The sequence below is a fragment of the Cupriavidus sp. BIC8F genome (assembly GCF_032465815.1).
GTDB lineage: Bacteria > Pseudomonadota > Gammaproteobacteria > Burkholderiales > Burkholderiaceae > Cupriavidus > Cupriavidus necator.
In genome coordinates, this window is record NZ_CP136094.1 from 2,487,654 (window position 1) to 2,503,133 (window position 15,480).

At 67.6% G+C, this 15,480-nt stretch carries 14 protein-coding genes and 1 pseudogene; 7 read left to right on the forward strand and 8 right to left on the reverse strand.

From position 1 onward, the window contains the following. Nucleotides 1-114 precede the first annotated feature (114 nt). Complete coding sequence (locus RS901_RS11670) at nucleotides 115-1,023, forward strand: LysR substrate-binding domain-containing protein (protein ID WP_316148934.1); 909 nt, start codon at nucleotides 115-117, stop codon at nucleotides 1,021-1,023. Nucleotides 1,024-1,026: 3 nt separating this feature from the next. Here RS901_RS11670 and RS901_RS11675 read toward each other — a convergent pair whose 3' ends face one another. Continuing rightward, nucleotides 1,027-1,935: a LysR family transcriptional regulator gene (locus RS901_RS11675; protein ID WP_316148935.1), complete on the reverse strand. Its 909-nt coding sequence runs from the start codon at nucleotides 1,933-1,935 to the stop codon at nucleotides 1,027-1,029. A 109-nt stretch (nucleotides 1,936-2,044) separates the two neighbouring features. Between RS901_RS11675 and mdlC the strand changes: the two are divergent. From mdlC to RS901_RS11690, 3 genes and pseudogenes are all read left to right on the forward strand, one after another. Beyond that, nucleotides 2,045-3,648, forward strand: a pseudogene (gene mdlC / locus RS901_RS11680) (benzoylformate decarboxylase). Between the two features lie 49 nt (nucleotides 3,649-3,697). After that, on the forward strand, nucleotides 3,698-5,149 hold the full coding sequence (locus RS901_RS11685; RefSeq protein WP_316148936.1) for an aldehyde dehydrogenase: 1,452 nt from the start codon (nucleotides 3,698-3,700) through the stop codon (nucleotides 5,147-5,149). A gap of 59 nt (nucleotides 5,150-5,208) precedes the next feature. Then, entirely contained in the window at nucleotides 5,209-6,198 is a 990-nt protein-coding gene (locus RS901_RS11690; protein ID WP_316148937.1) for a tripartite tricarboxylate transporter substrate binding protein, read from the forward strand. A 61-nt stretch (nucleotides 6,199-6,259) separates the two neighbouring features. Here RS901_RS11690 and RS901_RS11695 read toward each other — a convergent pair whose 3' ends face one another. Genes RS901_RS11695 through RS901_RS11705 form a run of 3 tightly spaced genes read right to left on the reverse strand, consistent with a single transcriptional unit; the run spans nucleotide 6,260 to nucleotide 8,961 of the window. Next, nucleotides 6,260-7,435, reverse strand: a complete 1,176-nt coding sequence (locus RS901_RS11695) for a vWA domain-containing protein (RefSeq protein WP_174078576.1) — start codon at nucleotides 7,433-7,435, stop codon at nucleotides 6,260-6,262. 28 nt (nucleotides 7,436-7,463) lie between these two features. Next, complete coding sequence (locus tag RS901_RS11700) at nucleotides 7,464-8,057, reverse strand: GNAT family protein (protein WP_316148940.1); 594 nt, start codon at nucleotides 8,055-8,057, stop codon at nucleotides 7,464-7,466. A gap of 13 nt (nucleotides 8,058-8,070) precedes the next feature. Next, the gene (locus RS901_RS11705) at nucleotides 8,071-8,961 is read right to left on the reverse strand and encodes a MoxR family ATPase (RefSeq protein WP_316148941.1); all 891 of its coding nucleotides are present in this window, start codon (nucleotides 8,959-8,961) and stop codon (nucleotides 8,071-8,073) included. Between the two features lie 539 nt (nucleotides 8,962-9,500). On the opposite strand from RS901_RS11705, the gene RS901_RS11710 reads away from it, so the two are divergent. Further along, nucleotides 9,501-9,848, forward strand: coding sequence for a c-type cytochrome (locus tag RS901_RS11710; RefSeq protein ID WP_026201109.1), 348 nt, complete (start codon nucleotides 9,501-9,503; stop codon nucleotides 9,846-9,848). 9 nt (nucleotides 9,849-9,857) lie between these two features. Next, nucleotides 9,858-10,256 carry a c-type cytochrome gene (locus tag RS901_RS11715; protein ID WP_013956080.1) on the forward strand — a complete coding sequence of 133 codons (399 nt, stop codon included), beginning with the start codon at nucleotides 9,858-9,860 and terminating at the stop codon, nucleotides 10,254-10,256. 98 nt (nucleotides 10,257-10,354) lie between these two features. On the opposite strand, the gene aroG is transcribed toward RS901_RS11715, so the two are convergent. Both aroG and RS901_RS11725 read right to left on the reverse strand, forming a co-directional pair. Next, nucleotides 10,355-11,434 carry a 3-deoxy-7-phosphoheptulonate synthase AroG gene (gene aroG, locus RS901_RS11720; protein ID WP_410054105.1) on the reverse strand — a complete coding sequence of 360 codons (1,080 nt, stop codon included), beginning with the start codon at nucleotides 11,432-11,434 and terminating at the stop codon, nucleotides 10,355-10,357. Nucleotides 11,435-11,578: 144 nt separating this feature from the next. After that, nucleotides 11,579-11,824 (reverse strand): hypothetical protein, encoded by a 246-nt coding sequence (locus RS901_RS11725; RefSeq protein ID WP_148271560.1) that lies wholly within the window; start codon nucleotides 11,822-11,824, stop codon nucleotides 11,579-11,581. Nucleotides 11,825-11,946: 122 nt separating this feature from the next. On the opposite strand from RS901_RS11725, the gene RS901_RS11730 reads away from it, so the two are divergent. After that, entirely contained in the window at nucleotides 11,947-13,002 is a 1,056-nt protein-coding gene (locus RS901_RS11730) for a class I SAM-dependent methyltransferase (RefSeq protein ID WP_316148943.1), read from the forward strand. Between the two features lie 64 nt (nucleotides 13,003-13,066). Here the strand turns inward: RS901_RS11730 and tldD are convergent, their stop codons facing one another. Together tldD and RS901_RS11740 are read right to left on the reverse strand one after the other, a co-directional pair. Then, nucleotides 13,067-14,527, reverse strand: coding sequence for a metalloprotease TldD (tldD, locus tag RS901_RS11735; RefSeq protein WP_316148944.1), 1,461 nt, complete (start codon nucleotides 14,525-14,527; stop codon nucleotides 13,067-13,069). A 99-nt stretch (nucleotides 14,528-14,626) separates the two neighbouring features. Continuing rightward, a complete protein-coding gene (locus RS901_RS11740; protein ID WP_316148945.1) occupies nucleotides 14,627-15,457 on the reverse strand; it encodes a carbon-nitrogen hydrolase family protein in 831 nt (276 codons plus the stop codon). Between the last annotated feature and the right edge of the window lie 23 nt (nucleotides 15,458-15,480).

A 15,480-nucleotide genomic window follows, 5' to 3' on the forward strand; every position in this document is an offset into this window, starting at 1 on the left:
AGGGGAAGGGGAGGAATAAAGTGGATTTCACGATTCTGCGCGCCCGGGCAAGCGTGCCGCAAACGAAATAAAATCCTTAGCTCATTCCATTTGGTCGTAAAGTAGAGGTGATTTATGCGGCGCCTATGTCCGTCGCTGACCGAGTTGCAGGCCTTCGAGGCTGCCGCGCGCCATAACAGTTTTACCGTAGCCGCGCGTGAACTGCATGTCACGCAAGGCGCGGTCAGCAAGCAGGTGCGCAGCCTGGAGGCTTACCTGGGCGTGGAGCTGTTCCAGCGCGTGCGCCAGCGCCTGATGCTGACCACGGCGGGCGAGCGCTACCTGGAGCGCATCGGCCCCAGCCTGAACGAGCTGGAGGCCGCCACCGTCGAGCTGATGGCGCGCCAGGGGCGGGGCGGCGTGCTGCATATCGCCAGCATGCCGACGCTGGGCGCCAAGTGGCTGATCCCGCGCCTGCCGCAGTTTTTCGCGCGCCATCCGGAGGTGACGCTGGAATTCATGCCGCACGCGCAGGGCTACGATTTTTCCGAGCCGGACCTGGACGCCGCGATCCGCTTCGGCGATGGCGTCTGGCCCGGCAGCCTGGCCGACTACATGACCGGGCGCGAGGTGCTGCCGGTGTGCCGCCCGGGCCTGCTTGCGTCCGAGCCCGGCGGCGTGGCGCCCACGCCCGCTGCCTTGCTGCGCTATCCGCTGCTGCACCACACCACCGTGCCCGAAGCCTGGCCCGACTGGTTCGCCACGCTGGGCGTGCCGACCCGCGAGGCCTGGAGCGGCGCACGCTTCGACCAGTTTTCGCTGCTCACGCAGGCCGCGCTGTCGGGTCTGGGCATTGCGCTGATCCCGCGCTGCCTGATCGAGGAAGAACTGGCCACCGGGGCGCTGGTGGTGGCGCATCCGGCCCAGGTGCTGGCCAAGAAGGGCTATTACCTGTGCTATCCGGAGCAGAAGCAGCACCTGCCGGCGCTGCGCACGTTCCGCGCGTGGGTGATGGAAGGGGCCGACCTGGCGCGGCCCGCCTGACGTTCAGCCCACGTCCGATGTCAACTGGCGCAACTGCTCCAGCAGCTTCGCTGCCGGCGCCGGCAGGATGCCCTGGCGGCGCCGGTACACCGCCAGCCGGCGCGGCGCCTGGGCGCCTTCAATGGGCAGCGGCTGGATCATGCCGGCCTTTTGCTCGGCCTCGTACATCGGCGCAGCCATCCAGCTGAGGAAGCCCGCGCGTGCCACCAGCGCCTTGAGCGCAATGATCGAGCGGGTTTCGGCGACGATGTCCGGCGGCGGCAGCCCGGCCCGTGCAAACAGCCGCTGCAGTTCGTCGAACGGCGCCGTGCCGCGCGGCGGCATGACCCAGCGGCAGCCGACCGTATCCGCCAGCCGCAGCGCCGGCCGGCTCGTCAGCGGATGCCCGGCGGCGGCGACCACGAAGCTGCTGTCGCTCCAGCCCACATCCGCCACGGCGCAGATTTCCTCGTTCTCCGGCAGAGCGATGCCGATGGCCAGGTCGATCTCGCGGCGCAGCAGCGCATCGGCCAGGAAATCTCCCACCCCTTCGACGATGCGCACGCGCAGCCCGGGCCAGCGTGCCAGCACCGCCTCGATCGCCTCCGGCAGCACCACGCTGGCCACGCTGGCGACGGTGCCCACGCGGATGGTGCCGGCGGCCAGCCCGCGCAGCGCGCGCACCGCCTCGGTGGCGTGCTCGGCCTCGTGGCGCAAAAGGTTGGCGTGCGGCAGCAGGGCCTCGCCGCAGGCGGTCAGCACCATGCCGGTGGCATAGCGTTCGAACAGCGGCGCGTCCAGCTGGGCTTCCAGCCGCTGGATGGTGCGGCTCAGTGCCGGCTGGGTCACGTTCAGCTGTGCGGCCGCGCGGCCCAGGCTGCCGTGTTCGCACACCGCGAGGAAGGCAAGAAGCTGGCGCAGATCGAGGGTCATGCCGAATCGCAATGACTTTGCCCCGAAACGGCAATTTCCGGGCAAGGCCTGATTGTCCATACTGGCCGGCAAGCTTTGTCTCTGATTCCGCACTGGAGCTTCCTCGACCATGGCCAGTTCTGCCTCGCCTGCCGCCTCCGCCACTCCCACCACCGTGCGCACCGCGGTGCTGGACCTGCTGCGCGCGTTCGGCATGACCACCATCTTCGGCAATCCCGGCTCGACCGAGCTGCCGCTGTTCCTCGATTTCCCCGACGACTTCCGCTACATCCTCGGCCTGCAGGAATCCGTGGTGGTGGGCATGGCCGATGGCTATGCCCAGGCCACCCGCAATGCGGCCTTCGTCAACCTGCACTCGGCGGCCGGGGTCGGCCATGCCATGGGCAGCATCTTCACCGCCCACAAGAACCGCACCCCGATGGTGATCACGGCCGGACAGCAGGCGCGCTCGATCCTGCCGTTCGAGCCCTTCCTGTTCTCGGCCCAGGCCACCGAGCTGCCCAAGCCCTACGTGAAGTGGAGTTGCGAGCCGGCGCGGGCCGAAGACGTGCCGCTGGCGATTGCGCGCGGCTACTACATCGCCATGCAGCCGCCGCGCGGGCCGGTGCTGATCTCGATTCCCGCCGATGACTGGGCCCGGCCGTGCGAGCCGCTGCTGCCGCGCACGGTCAGCACTGAAAGCCGCGTGCAGCCGGCACTGCTGGCGCAGATCGGCGACGCTCTCGATGCCAGCCACCGGCCGGCGTTCGTGGTGGGCGCGGCCGTGGACCGCGATGGCGCCTGGGACGATGTGGTGCGCCTGGCCGAACGGCACCAGGCGGCGGTGTGGGTGGCGCCGATGTCGGGGCGCTGCGGCTTTCCGGAAGACCATCCGCTGTTTGCCGGCTTTCTGCCGGCGATGCGCGAGAAGATCGTCGGGCTGCTCACGGGCCACGACCTTGTGTTCGCGCTGGGCGCCGCGGCCTTCACCTATCACGTCGAGGGCGTTGGCCCCCATGCGCCGCCCGGGGCGCAGGTGGTGCAGCTGATCGACGATCCGAATATCGCCGCATGGGCGCCGGTGGGCACTGCCGCAGTCGGCAGCATCCGCCAGGGCGTGGCCGACCTGCTGGCGCGCCCGGCGCCGCCGCGGCGCGAAGCCCCGCGCCCGCGCGTGCCGGCACCGCGCGCCGAGCCGGCATGCCGATGAGCGTTGCCTATGTCCTGCAGACGCTGGCGGAGCTGCGCGACCCCGATTCCATCGTGGTCGAGGAAGCGCCCAGCGCGCGCCCGGTGATGCATCGCCACCTGCCCATCCTGCGCAGCGAGACCTTCTATACGATGTGCAGCGGCGGGCTTGGCTACGGCCTGCCCGCGGCAGTAGGCGTCGCGCTGGGCAAGCCGGGGCGCAAGGTGATCGGCCTGGTCGGCGACGGCTCCAGCATGTATTCGATCCAGGCGCTGTGGAGCGCCGCGCAACTGGGCCTGCCGATCACGTTCATCGTGCTCAACAACCGGCGCTACGCCGCCCTGCAGGAGTTTGCGCCGACCTTCGGCTTTGGCGGCGATGATCCGCTGGTCGGCACGGCCTTGCCCGACCTGGATTTCGTGTCGATAGCGCTCGGGCATGGTTGCGAGGCAGCGCGGGTGACTCATCCTGCTGCATTGCGCGAAGCGCTGGCGACAGCCCTGCGGATGCGTGTGCCGACCGTGGTGGAGATCGAGGTGGCCTGAGCCGCATTGCCAGACGACAGACGAAGTACCCCTTCCAGGAGACTCCAGGATGCAAAACATCACCATGCTGATCAACGGCGAGCGCACGCAGGCCGCCAACGGTGCCACCTTCGAGCGCCGCAACCCGCTTGATCACAGCGTGGCCACGCGGGCGCCGGCAGCCACGAGCGCCGACGCGCTGGCCGCTGCCGACGCTGCCGCGCGCGCCTTCCCGGCCTGGCGCGACACCGGTCCGGGCGAACGGCGCGCCTTGCTCATGCGCGCGGCGCAGGCACTCGAAGGCAAGGCCGGGGCACTCACCGCCGCGATGGCGGCAGAGACCGGTGCGTCGGCGATGTGGGCCGGCTTCAATGTGCATCTTGCCGTTGGCATGCTGCAGGAGGCCGCCGCGCTGACCACGCAGATCAATGGCGAGGTGATCCCCTCCGACGTGCCGGGCAGCCTGGCCATGGCGGTGCGGCAGGGCGCGGGCGTGGTGCTGGGCATCGCGCCGTGGAACGCACCGGTGATCCTGGGCGTGCGCGCCGTGGCCACGGCGCTGGCGTGCGGCAATACGGTCATCCTGAAGGGTTCGGAGATCTGTCCGGCCACGCATGGCCTGATTGTCGATGCGCTGGCGGAGGCGGGCTTTCCGGCGGGAGTGGTCAACTTTGTCACCAACGCCCCGGCCGATGCCGCCGCGGTGGTCGAGACCATCATCGCCCACCCGGCCGTGCGCCGCATCAACTTCACCGGCTCCACGCGCGTGGGGCGGCTGATCGCACAGACCTGCGCGCGCCACCTGAAGCCCGCGGTGCTGGAGCTGGGCGGCAAGGCGCCGCTGGTGGTGCTCGACGATGCGGACCTGGACGCCGCGGTGGACGGTGCCATCTTCGGCGCCTTTGCCAACTCGGGCCAGATCTGCATGTCCACCGAGCGCATCGTGGTGGATGCCAGCATCGCGGACGCCTTCGTGGCACGCTTTGCCGCGCGCGCCGGCGCCTTGCCGCTGGCGGATCCGCGCACCGGCCCGGCGGTGCTGGGCTCGGTGGTCGACATGAGCACCGTCGAGCGCTGCAACGCGATGATCGACGACGCGCTGGCCAAGGGCGCGCGGCTGGTCTGCGGCGGCAAGGCGACCGACACGCTGATGCGGGCCACGGTGCTGGATCACGTGACCGCGGACATGGAGATCTATCGCGAGGAATCGTTCGGGCCGGTCAAGGCCGTGGTGCGCGTGGATGGCGTGGAAGCGGCCATTGCCTGCGCCAATGATTCCGCCTATGGGCTGTCGGCGGCGGTGTTCGGCGGCGATGTGGCGCGCGCGATGCGGGTGGCCGGCCGCATCGAATCGGGCATCTGCCACGTCAATGGCCCGACCGTGCACGACGAGGCGCAGATGCCGTTCGGCGGCGTCAAGGCGAGTGGTTATGGCCGCTTCGGCGGCAAGGCCGGGATCGATGCCTTCACCGAGCTGCGCTGGATCACGGTGCAGACCACGCCACGGCAATATCCGTTCTGAGTGGCGCCCCAGAGCGCTCCGGCAGGCAGTACCAGCACATAAGACAGGAGACAACCATCATGCGATTCCCCCACCGTATCGCGCGCGCCTTTTGCGCCGCACTGTGCGCGCCGGGCCTGCTGGCTGGCGTGAGCGCGCCGGCCGCCGCGCAGCCGTGGCCGGACAAGCCGATCCGGCTGGTCGTCAACTTCCCGGCCGGCGGGGCCGCGGATACGCTGGCGCGCGGCATCTCGCCCGGTCTGTCCGAGGCGCTGAAGCGTCCGGTGGTGATCGACAACCGCCCGGGCGCCAACGGCATCGTTGGCGGCGATGCCGTGGCCAAGGCGCCGGCTGATGGCTATACCTTCCTGTTGACCTCGGGCGGCGCGGTGGCCATCGATCCCTTCCTCTACAAGAAGATGCCGTACGACCCGCTCAAGGATCTGACCCCGGTCGCGTCGGTGGCGCTGGTGCGGGTCTACCTGCTGGTGCATCCGTCGGTGCCGGCGAAGACGCTGGACGCGTTCATCGCCTATGTGCGCGAGCATCCGGGTAAGCTCAGCTACGGCTCGGCCGGCAACGGCAGCACGCCGCATATCGCTGCCGAGATGTTCAAGCGCGCCGGCAAGCTGGACGCCGTGCACGTGCCGTACAAGGGCGCGGCCCCGGCCCTGAGCGACCTGCTGGCAGGGCAGGTGCAGTTCATGTTCGATCCCGGCCCCGGCCTGCAACACGTGGCCAGCGGCAAGCTCAGGCTGCTGGCGGTGGCCAGCGCCAAGCGCGCGGCGCAATACCCGGACGTGCCGACGCTGGCCGAGGCCGGCCTGCAGGACGTGGACGGCGACTCGACCTTCGGCGTCTATGCGCCCGCAGGCACGCCGCCGGCCATCGTCGAGCGCATGAACCGCGAGATCAACCGCACGCTCGCCGGCGCGCAGCTGCAGGACAACGTCAACAAGCTGGGCGGTGCGGTGGCGCCGCTGAGCATCCAGGCGTTTGCCGAGCGGCAGAACGTGGATCGCGCGCGCTATGGCAGGTTCATCCGGCAGGCGGGCATCACCGTGGACTGACCCAAAAAAATGGGCGGCATGTCGATGCCGCCCTTTGCACGCTTCAGCAGCGAGCGCCGCCTTACTTCGACAGCACCTTCATCGCCTGTTCCAGCCCGGCCAGCGTCACCGGATACATCCGTCCCTTCATCAGCTGGTTGATGACCGTGATCGACTGCCGGTACTGCCACAGCCCTTCCGGCTCCGGGTTGAGCCAGACGAAGTGCGGGAACTGCTCGGTCATCCGGTTCAGCCACACCGCGCCGGCCTCGGCGTTGTTGTACTCCACCGATCCTCCCGGCTGCAGGATCTCATACGGGCTCATGGTGGCGTCGCCGACGAAGATGATCTTGTAGTCGGGCGTGTACTTGTGCAGCAGGTCCCACGTGGCCAGCTTCTCGGCGTGGCGGCGGCGGTTGTTTTTCCACACGTAGTCGTACAGGCAGTTGTGGAAGTAGTAGTACTCCAGGTGCTTGAACTCGGTCTTGGTGGCCGAGAACAGCTCCTCCACGCGCTTGATGTGGTCGTCCATTGAGCCGCCCACGTCCATCAGCATCAGCACCTTGACCTTGTTGTGGCGCTCGGGCCGCAGCTTGATGTCGAGCAGGCCGGCGTTGGCCGCGGTGGAGTGGATGGTGTCATCCAGGTCCAGCTCGGTGTCGGCACCTTCGCGGGCAAAGCGGCGCAGCCGGCGCAGCGCCACCTTGATATTGCGCGTGCCCAGTTCGACCTGGTCGTCATAGTCCTTGTAGGCGCGCGCCTCCCACACCTTGATGGCGGTGCGGTTGCCCTTGGACGGGCCGCCGATGCGGATGCCCTCGGGGTTGTAGCCGCCGTGGCCGAAGGGCGAGGTGCCGCCGGTGCCGATCCACTTGTTGCCGCCCTCGTGCTTTTCCTTCTGCTCTTCCAGCAGCTGCTTGAGGCGCTCCATCAGCTTGTCGAGGCCGCCCATGGCCTCGATCTTGGCCTTTTCCTCGGGCGACAGCTCGCGCTCCAGCGTCTTCTGCAGCCAGTCGAGCGGGATGTCGGACTTCCAGTCGACCAGGCTCTCGACCCCCTTGAAGTAGGCGGCGAAGGTCTGGTCGAACTTGTCGAAGTGCTTCTCGTCCTTGACCAGCGTCATGCGCGATAGGTAGTAGAACTCGTCGATCGACGGAGAGATGACCTGCGCCTTGAGCGCTTCCAGCATGGTCAGGTATTCCTTGACCGAGACCGGCAGCTTGGCGTGGCGCAGCGAGAAGAAGAAATCGATCAGCATGATGCCTCGCTTTCAGTCGGCGGCCGCTTCAGCGCGGACGGTCGAGCTGGAATTGCAGGTGTTGACGCACCGCCGGCCATTCACTGGCGATGATCGAGAACACCACGGTGTCGCGCAACGAGCCGTCAGGCATGCGCTGGTGGTTGCGCAGCACGCCGTCCTGCTTGGCGCCCAGGCGCGCGATCGCGGCGCGGCTCTGCTGGTTCATCCAGTGCGTGCGGAACTCGACGGCGATGCATTCGAGATGGTCGAAGGCGTGGCCCAGCAGCATCAGCTTGCATTCGGTGTTCAGCGGCGTGCGCTGGACCCGACGGGCATACCAGGTCGAACCGATCTCGACGCGCCGGTTGGCGGCGTCGATATTCATGAAGGTGGTCATGCCCGCCAGCTCGCCCGCGGCATCGCGCACCGCGAACGGCAGCATCGAGCCTTGCTCCTGCAGGCCCAGGCGCCGCGCGATCTCGGCTTCCATGCACTCGGGCGCGGGCACGCTGGTGTACCAGAGCTTCCACAGCTCGCCGTCGGCACTGGCTGCGCGCAGGCCCTCGGCGTGTTCGGGGCGCAGCGGCTCCAGCGTGGCGTGGCGGCCGGCCAGCGTGACGGGTTTGGCGAACGCGGTCATGACGGGCAGCACCTCAGCGGTTGGCGCGGTTCATGAATACCAGGCGCTCGAACAGGTGCACGTCCTGTTCGTTCTTCAGCAGCGCGCCATGCAGCGGCGGGATCGCGGCCTTCTTGTCCGGACTCTTCAGCGCCTCGGGCGGGATGTCCTCGGCCATCAGCAGCTTGAGCCAGTCGATCAGTTCGGAGGTCGACGGCTTCTTCTTCAGGCCGGGCAGGTTGCGCATCTCGTAGAACGATTCCAGCGCGGCCGCCACCAGCTCGCGCTTGATGCCGGGGTAGTGCACGTCGACGATCTGCTGCATCGTCTCGGCATCGGGGAACTTGATGTAGTGGAAGAAGCAGCGGCGCAGGAGGGCGTCGGGCAGCTCCTTCTCGTTGTTCGAGGTGATGATCACCAGCGGGCGATGCTTCGCCTTGACCAGTTCGCGCGTCTCGTAGACGTAGAACTCCATGCGGTCGAGTTCGCGCAGCAGGTCGTTGGGGAATTCGATGTCGGCCTTGTCGATCTCGTCGATCAGCAGCACGACCTGCTCGTCGGCGTCAAAGGCCTGCCACAGCACGCCCTTGACGATGTAGTTGCGGATGTCGTGGACGCGGTCATCGCCCAGCTGCGAGTCGCGCAGGCGCGACACGGCGTCGTATTCGTACAGGCCCTGCTGCGCCTTGGTGGTCGACTTGATATGCCACTGCAGCAGCGGCATGCCCAGCGCGGCGGCGACTTCCTCGGCCAGCATGGTCTTGCCGGTGCCGGGCTCGCCCTTGATCAGCAGCGGGCGCTGCAGCGTGCGCGCGGCATTGACGGCCAGCTTGAGGTCGTCGGTGGCAACGTACTGGTCGCTGCCCTCGAAACGGACCTGCTGGGCGATGGAGGCTTGGGCGGAAGCGTTGGCGGTGTTTGACATGAGGCAACCTGAGGTGACGGCCTCGGATCGAGGGCCGGGTTGGCGTGCTTGGCGCGGTCTCTTCGCGCTGTCATGCGCGCTTTCATTATGGAAACAGGGTCCGGTGCAGGGCGCCCGCGCGCTGCTGGCGGCAGCATTCGCGAACGGTCGTGCGGATTCCCGGGATCAGCCAGTATAAAAGACCTTTGCGGTTCGTGTTGGGGCGCGCTGACAGCCCGCCGGCGGCCGGGGCCGGTTGCTGGACTGGCAGGTGCCGGCTGCGGTACAATGCGGCGGTTTGACGCGCCCCCACGTCCAGTTCTCCAGCATCCGGCAGTCCGCGTTCAGAAGTCCCAGCGGCCCCTCCGGGTCGCGGCGATTGCGAGAGGTGGTTCCAGAATGGTGTTCCACATCCCGGCAACTAACCGGATGCGACATGTCTGGCGGGTTGCACCTCGGCAATCCGTCCGGCTGCCCTGGTTTTCCCCGCAGAAGCATTCTGAAACCGTCTCCGCCCGGCAGGGCAGGTCACACGGTTTAACTTCCAATCCGCAAAGACAATGAAAAAGCTCCTCACGATGGTGGTGCTGGGCGCGGCTGCAACGGCCGCGCAGGCGCAGGAAGTCAAGGGCAATGGAGACGCTGCCAAGGACAAGGTTGCAATGTGCATCGGATGCCACGGCATTCCGGGCTACCGTGCGTCATTCCCTGAAGTCTATGAAGTGCCGCTGCTGGGCGGCCAGAGCGCCAAGTACATCGAGAACGCGCTCAAGGCCTACCAGAAGGGCGAGCGCAAGCACCCGACCATGCGCAGCATCGCCGCGACGCTGACCGAGCAGGACATCGCCAACGTGGCGGCCTACTACTCGCAGCAGAAGGCCGGTACGCAGAACAATTCCCTCAAGTAAGAGACCCTCATGAATACGCTCAAGACGCTTTCGTTCGCGCTCGGCGCACTCGTGCTGGGTGCTGCCGCGATGCCGGCCTCGGCCGCCGACCTTGCCGCCGGCAAGGCGCTGGTGGAAAAGGGCGCCTGCGTGGCCTGCCATGGCGCGGGCCTGAACGCCCCGATCTCGCCGGACTACCCCAAGCTGGCGGGCCAGCACGCCGACTACCTGTACCACGCGCTGGCGTCGTACCAGGTGTCGGGCAACGCGCTGGTGGGCCGCTCCAACGCCATCATGGCCGGCCAGGTCAACGCCAATCCGGCCGTGACCGACAAGGACGGCAAGCCGCGCCCGTTCACCCGCAAGGAGCTGAAGGACATCGCCGCCTACATCGAGTCGCTGCCTGGCGACCTGGTGCTGAAGAAGTAAGAACGCGTGGCGCTGCCGCGCCGATGCCAAAAAGCCGCTTCCCTGGAAGCGGCTTTTTGTTGTGTGCGGGAGTGCGGGGCCAGGGCCCCGCGGCGGCATCAGTTGCCGCTGCCCGGCACCAGCCGGCGCTGGCGCACCGACTCGGCCAGGCCCTCGAGCACCTTGACCGAGTCGTCCCAGCCGATGCAGGCATCGGTCACGGACTGGCCGTAGGTCAGTTCCTCGATCGGCTGGCCCTGCACGTGGTCCTGGCGGCCCGCCACCAGGTGCGATTCCACCATCACGCCGATGATGCGCTGGTCGCCGCCGGCGATCTGGCGGCCGATGTCCTCGCACACCGGGATCTGGTTCTCATGTCGCTTGCTGCTATTGGCGTGCGAGGCATCGACCATCAGGCGCGAGGCCAGGCCGGCCTTGGCGATGGCGTCGCACGCTTCCTCCACGCTGGCCGCGTCGTAGTTGGGCGCCTTGCCGCCGCGCAAAATCACGTGGCAGTCCTCGTTGCCCGAGGTTGACACGATCGCCGAGTGGCCGCCCTTGGTCACCGACAGGAAATGGTGCGGCTGCGACGCGGCCTTGATCGCATCGACCGCGATCTTGACGTTGCCGTCGGTGCCGTTCTTGAAGCCCACCGGGCACGAGAGGCCGGAAGCCAGCTCGCGGTGCACCTGCGACTCGGTGGTGCGCGCGCCGATCGCGCCCCAGCTGACCAGGTCGGCGATGTATTGCGGGCTGATCATGTCGAGGTACTCGGTGCCGGTGGGCACGCCCATCTCGCTGATGTTCAGCAGCAGTTCGCGCGCGGTGCGCAGGCCATCGTTGATCTTGAAGCTGCCATCCATGTGCGGATCGTTGATCAGCCCCTTCCAGCCCACCGTGGTGCGCGGCTTCTCGAAGTACACGCGCATCACCACCTCCAGCTCTCCGGCGAAGCGGTCGCGCTGGACCTTGAGCAGCTTGGCGTAGTCCAGCGCGGCGCGGGTATCGTGGATCGAGCACGGGCCGATGATGACGATCAGGCGGTCATCCATGCCGTGCAGGATGCGGTGCATGGCCTGGCGCGCGCCGTAGATCACGTCCGAAGCCTGTTCGGAGCAGCCGAACTCGCGGATCAGGTGCGCGGGCGGCAGCAGTTCCTTGAGTTCGCGAATGCGCAGGTCGTCGGTGTTCTTCAGCATGATGGCTCCAGGATTCTTGTGAGGTCGTGAGTGTGTGGGGTAACAAACGGGTATAAAAAAACCGCCAGGGTTGCTGGCGGTCTTTTTTGTATTCGGGGCGCTGCTTACAGCCGTCCCTCCCTATCCGCCAGCGGTGTGAGATCGCTAAAAAAGTAAAAGTAAAACTTGGCGGACATGGCGGAAAAAGGCGTTGGCTTGGGTCAGCTTGAATCGATTATCGTCGTGGGCGCCGAATTTATGCTGCACTGCGTAGCAGAAAGGCAGGAAATTGCGCGCCGGTCGGTCAATTTTCGGCGTGCGTCCGTTGCTTATCGCGCGGCGAAGCATCTTTATAGCGCCTTTTGCCAGGGTTGGCAAGTGTCGACGAGGCCATGCGGTGCGCTGGCGCACCGATCTCCGGCGGCTTGCAGCCTTGCCGCGCAAGCCTTGTCCCGCCGCTGCTTTGCGGCTTTTCCCAACATAACCGGGGGCTATATTGGAACCGGGGAGCGGTGAGCACGGGGAGGTGCATCATGAGCGTCGATGAAGCGAGGCTGAATGCCTTCATGGAAAAATTCATCAACGATATCGGCGCGGTGATGCATGCCGCGACCGTGGTCGTGGGCGATGAACTCGGCCTGTACAAGGCGATGGCGGAAAAAGCCATGACCGCCGAAGTGCTGGCGGCAAAAACCCATACCGACGTGCGCTACCTGCGCGAATGGCTGTCGGCCCAGGCGGCCAGCGGCTACGTCGACTATGACCCGGCAACCGGGCAGTTCAGCCTGAACGAAGAGCAGGCCTATGCGCTGGCGCAGGAGGGCAGCCTCGCATTCATCCCGGGCGCGTTCCAGATCGCGGTGGCGCAGTTCCGCGCCATCCCGAAGATGATCGATATCTTCCGCAACGGCCGCGGGCTGGGCTGGCACGAGCACGATCCCGCGCTGTTCCACGGCACTGAGCGCTTCTTCCGGCCCGGCTACGCGGCGCACCTGGTCTCCGAATGGATTCCCGCGCTGGACGGCATGGAGGCGCGGCTCAAGGCGGGCGCGTCGGTGGCGGACGTGGGCTGCGGCCACGGCGCGTCGACCATCATCATGGCGCAGGCGTATCCGGCCTCGCGCTTTGTCGGTTTCGACTACCACGAGCCTTCGGTGCGCCATGCCGCCGAAGCCGCGCGCCGCGCCGGCGTGGCCGAGCGCGTGCGCTTCGAAGTGGCCACCGCCAAGGACTACGGCGGCAAGGACTATGACCTGGTGGCGGTGTTCGACTGCCTGCACGACATGGGCGATCCGGTGGGCGCGGCGCGCCACGTGCGCGAGACCTTGCGCGCCGATGGCGCCTGGATGATCGTGGAGCCGTTTGCCAACGACACGCTGGAGCAGAACCTCAACCCGGTCGGCCGGGTGTTCTATTCCGCGTCCACCTTCATCTGCACGCCGGCCTCGCGCGCGCAGGAAGTCGGCCTGTGCCTGGGCGCGCAGGCGGGCGAGGCGCGCATGCGCGCAGTGGTTGAGCAGGCCGGCTTCCGCAGTTTCCGCCGCGCGGCGCAGACGCCGTTCAATCTGGTGTATGAAGTGCGGCCGTAAGGCTGGGACGATCCCATGAAAAACGGGACCCCGCGGGGTCCCGTCTTCGTTGTAGCCGGACCGGTCAGGCGGTGCCGCCCACCGTCATGTTCTCGATGCGCAGCGTCGGCTGGCCCACGCCCACCGGCACGCTCTGGCCTTCCTTGCCGCAGACGCCGACGCCCGAGTCCAGGCGCATGTCGTTGCCGATCATGGTGACGTCCTTCAGCGATTCCGGGCCGTTGCCGACCAGCGTCGCGCCCTTGACCGGGTAGGTGATCTTGCCATCCTCGATCATGTAGGCCTCGCTGGCCGAGAACACGAACTTGCCGTTGGTGATGTCCACCTGGCCGCCGCCGAAGTTGACCGCATACAGGCCGCGCTTGACGCTGGCGAGGATCTCCTGCGGATCCCTGTCGCCGTTGAGCATGTAGGTGTTGGTCATGCGCGGCATCGGCAGCGCGGCATAGCTTTCGCGGCGCGCGTTGCCGGTGACCGGCATCTTCATCAGGCGCGCGTTGAGCGTGTCCTGGATATAGCCGCGCAGGATGCCGTCCTCGATCAGCGTGGTGCACTGCGTCGGGTTGCCCTCGTCGTCCAGGTTGAGCGAGCCGCGGCGGTTGGCCAGCGTGCCGTCGTCGACCACGGTCACGCCCTTGGCCGCGACGCGTTCGCCCATGCGGCCGGCAAACGCCGACGAGCCCTTGCGGTTGAAGTCGCCCTCCAGGCCGTGGCCGACGGCTTCATGCAGCAGCACGCCGGGCCAGCCCGGGCCCAGCACCACGGTCATCGCGCCGGCCGGGGCCGGGCGCGCGTCCAGGTTGACCAGGGCCGAAGAGACGGCCTCGTCCACATACTTCTGCAGCAGCTCGTCGGTGAAGTAGCCATAGGCATAGCGGCCGCCGCCGCCGGAAGAGCCGACCTCGCGGCGCCCGCCGTGTTCGGCGATCACCGTGACCGAGACCCGCACCAGCGGACGCACGTCGGCGGCGATCACGCCGTCGCTGCGCGCCACCAGCACCACGTCGTATTCGCCAGCCAGGCCTGCCATCACTTGCACCACGCGCGGATCCTTGGCGCGCGCCATGCGCTCGACGCGCTCCAGCAGGGCCACCTTCTCGGCCGCGCTCATCGAATCGAGCGGGTCGTTGGGCGCGTACAGGTTGCGCCCGGCGTGCGTGGCCAGCTCGCCGGCCACCTTGACGCGGCCGTTGCCGGCACGGCCGATGGTGCGCGTGGCCGCCGCGGCCTGCGACAGCGCCGCCAGGCTGATGTCGTCCGAATAGGCAAAGGCGGTGCGGTCGCCCGAGACCGCGCGCACGCCCACGCCCTGGTCGATGCTGAAGCTGCCCGACTTGACGATGCCTTCTTCAAGGCTCCAGGCCTCGTTGCGGGTGTACTGGAAGTACAGGTCGGCATAGTCGACCTTGTGCGTGAAGATATCGGCCAGCACGCGCTGGAGCTTGGCCTCGTCCAGGCCGTACGGTGCCAGCAGCAGTTGCTGCGCGGTGGCCAGGTTGCGGATTCCGAGATCGCCGGCGTTCATGAGATGTCCTTTCTTCCTGGGGACGCGCCGGCTTGCGGCCGGCGCGGCAAAAAATTCTCTGGGCGGGCGCCGGTGGCGGCCCCCGCGGTTGCGTACATGCTACAGCACCCGGTGTCGCAGTGCCGGCAGGTTCTGCCGGACCTCTGCAAGGCGCGCGGGGTCGATCACGCCGCCGACGACGCCTTCGCCTTCAGGCAGCGTTGCCAGGACCTCGCCCCACGGATCGACCAGCATCGAATGGCCCCAGGTGCGCCGGCCGTTCTCATGCTTGCCGCCCTGTGCCGCGGCCAGCACATAGCATTGGTTTTCAATGGCGCGGGCGCGCAGCAGGATCTCCCAGTGCGCCTGCCCCGTGGTGTAGGTGAAGGCGGCCGGCATCAGAATCAAGCTGGTGCCGTCGCCGGCGGCCAGTCCGCGGTAAAGCTCGGGGAAGCGCAGGTCGTAGCACACCGACATCGCCACCCGGCCGCAGGGTGCGTCGAAGCTGACCGGCGTGCGCCCGGCCAGGATGGTGCGCGACTCGTCGTAGCTTTCAGTGCCGCGGGTAAAGCCGAACAGGTGGATCTTGTCATAGCGCGCCACGCGCTCGCCGCGCGGGTTGAAGGCGAGCGAGGTGTTGTACACGCGCGCCGGGTCGTCGCACCACATCGGCAGCGTGCCGCCGACCAGCCAGATGCCGTGGCGGCGTGCCGCATCGGCCAGGAATTGCTGCACCGGGCCGTCGCCGTCATGCTCGCGCACCGCCACCTTGTCCGATTCGGAGCGGCCCATCATGCAGAAGTATTCGGGCAGCAGCACCAGCGCGGCGCCGCCGGCGGCGGCCTCGGCGATCAGCGCGCTGGCGCGCGCCAGGTTGGCATCGAGCGAGGTGCCGGTCACGGTCTGGATGGCGGCAACGCGGAACGGGACGGGGGCGGCGGGTGCAGTCATAGGCGGGGCGGGCGTTGTTTTCC

What these genes read in the sequence shown, in the direction of transcription:
- RS901_RS11690 (WP_316148937.1), top strand. Translation starts at nt 5,209, where the DNA reads ATGCGATTCCCCCACCGTATCGCGCGCGCCTTTTGCGCCGCACTGTGC.
- RS901_RS11695 (WP_174078576.1), bottom strand. Translation starts at nt 7,435, where the DNA reads ATGCTGATCGATTTCTTCTTCTCGCTGCGCCACGCCAAGCTGCCGGTC.
- RS901_RS11715 (WP_013956080.1), top strand. Translation starts at nt 9,858, where the DNA reads ATGAATACGCTCAAGACGCTTTCGTTCGCGCTCGGCGCACTCGTGCTG.
- RS901_RS11675 (WP_316148935.1), bottom strand. Translation starts at nt 1,935, where the DNA reads ATGACCCTCGATCTGCGCCAGCTTCTTGCCTTCCTCGCGGTGTGCGAA.
- RS901_RS11685 (WP_316148936.1), top strand. Translation starts at nt 3,698, where the DNA reads ATGCAAAACATCACCATGCTGATCAACGGCGAGCGCACGCAGGCCGCC.
- RS901_RS11730 (WP_316148943.1), top strand. Translation starts at nt 11,947, where the DNA reads ATGAGCGTCGATGAAGCGAGGCTGAATGCCTTCATGGAAAAATTCATC.
- RS901_RS11710 (WP_026201109.1), top strand. Translation starts at nt 9,501, where the DNA reads ATGAAAAAGCTCCTCACGATGGTGGTGCTGGGCGCGGCTGCAACGGCC.
- RS901_RS11740 (WP_316148945.1), bottom strand. Translation starts at nt 15,457, where the DNA reads ATGACTGCACCCGCCGCCCCCGTCCCGTTCCGCGTTGCCGCCATCCAG.
- RS901_RS11700 (WP_316148940.1), bottom strand. Translation starts at nt 8,057, where the DNA reads ATGACCGCGTTCGCCAAACCCGTCACGCTGGCCGGCCGCCACGCCACG.
- RS901_RS11670 (WP_316148934.1), top strand. Translation starts at nt 115, where the DNA reads ATGCGGCGCCTATGTCCGTCGCTGACCGAGTTGCAGGCCTTCGAGGCT.
- RS901_RS11705 (WP_316148941.1), bottom strand. Translation starts at nt 8,961, where the DNA reads ATGTCAAACACCGCCAACGCTTCCGCCCAAGCCTCCATCGCCCAGCAG.
- aroG (WP_410054105.1), bottom strand. Translation starts at nt 11,434, where the DNA reads ATGCTGAAGAACACCGACGACCTGCGCATTCGCGAACTCAAGGAACTG.
- tldD (WP_316148944.1), bottom strand. Translation starts at nt 14,527, where the DNA reads ATGAACGCCGGCGATCTCGGAATCCGCAACCTGGCCACCGCGCAGCAA.